The organism is Caulobacter sp. HMWF025, assembly GCF_003060965.1.
Taxonomy (GTDB): Bacteria; Pseudomonadota; Alphaproteobacteria; order Caulobacterales; family Caulobacteraceae; genus Caulobacter.
The window spans coordinates 1-1,242 of the sequence record NZ_QAII01000159.1; the positions used below are offsets into that span (position 1 = coordinate 1).

At 61.3% G+C, this 1,242-nt stretch carries 2 protein-coding genes; both read right to left on the bottom strand.

What is annotated here, in order from left to right; translation table 11 throughout:
• A partial coding sequence (locus DBR10_RS17245; RefSeq protein ID WP_199225359.1) for a TonB-dependent receptor plug domain-containing protein occupies positions 1–479 on the bottom strand: 479 nt, incomplete at its 3' end.
• Between the two features lie 582 nt (positions 480–1,061).
• On the bottom strand, positions 1,062–1,242 hold a 181-nt coding region (locus DBR10_RS20285; RefSeq protein WP_233243465.1), incomplete at its 5' end, for a hypothetical protein.

A 1,242-nucleotide genomic window follows, 5' to 3' on the forward strand; every position in this document is an offset into this window, starting at 1 on the left:
GTCGGCAACGCAGCACGGCCCGACTTGTAGACCTCAACGCCGGCCACACCTTCGGCGGCCAGGTTGCCAAAATCAAAGCTGCGCGATGAAGGTGCCGAGAAACCGTCACCCAGCGTCGAAGTCGGCATTTGACGGCCGTTGACGACGACGAGGTTGAATTCAGGGCCGAAGCCACGAACCGTGACCGTTGAGCCTTCCCCACTGCTGCGATCAATCGATACGCCCGTGATGCGCTGAAGGGACTCTGCCAGGTTTGTGTCTGGGAACTTGCCGATGTCTTCCGCTGAAATCGCATCAACCACGCCAACTGCGAGGCGCTTGATGTCTTGCGATTGCTGAAGGCTGGCGCGGATGCCGGTGACGACGATTTCGTCGACCTGGGTGGACTGGCTGTCCTGGGCGGAAGCGCCGGTGGCGAGGGCCAGGGTGGAGGCGCCCGTCAGCAGAGCCAGGGTAATCCCCCGACCGAGCAAGGACATGTGGCGGTGACTAGACAAGGTTTTCGCTCCCCTAAACGTTCTTGTTGCCGTTTCTTAGACCCGCGCCAAAAGGAGCGAAGGCCAGCTGTCGCCCCTCGCCGATCCTTATGTGCCGGCCTGCCCGGCGAATCTCGCGAAGTGCGTCATATTCCTGGCGAAAAGCCGCACCCTGCGATGCGCCTACCGGTTCACGCCCTCCCCGGCACGACCGCAACATCGCCAAGTGTCCCGTTCATGTCAATGAAATTGTCAACGTTGTCATTTGCCCCGGACAACGGTCGGCTTTCGCCAAACCTCGAGCGACGCGGAGGACGGTGCGAATGCGGAACGCAGCCCGACAGGCGGATAAAGCTCATGTTTACAAGGGAAATTCCGATGGGCCTCAAGATGTCGACCTGCTGAAATCGATCCGTCGTCGACCTAGCGGATGACGGCCCGGCGCGGCGCGTGAGGATCACTATCCGAGGCATCCGGACCGGGGAAGCACGAATCCAGGCCGGTTTGGCTGACCCGCCATGTCTCTAAATGACTTGAAGCTGGACAAATTTGGACATTTCTTGTCCACATGCATGACATCGGGACTCAACTGAGGTTCTCTCTGTCGAACTCGAACGCGTCGCCTTGCCGGCGGGCGGTTCGGCGCGACGCAGAGTTGGGTGGGGCGGCATAGATGGCGACGGTCCATGATTTAGCCTTGCGAGCGAGGGTCTCGCCAAAGCCCGCCTCGGGCGTGCTGATCCCGCCCTCCAGCCCCGCCCCCTGT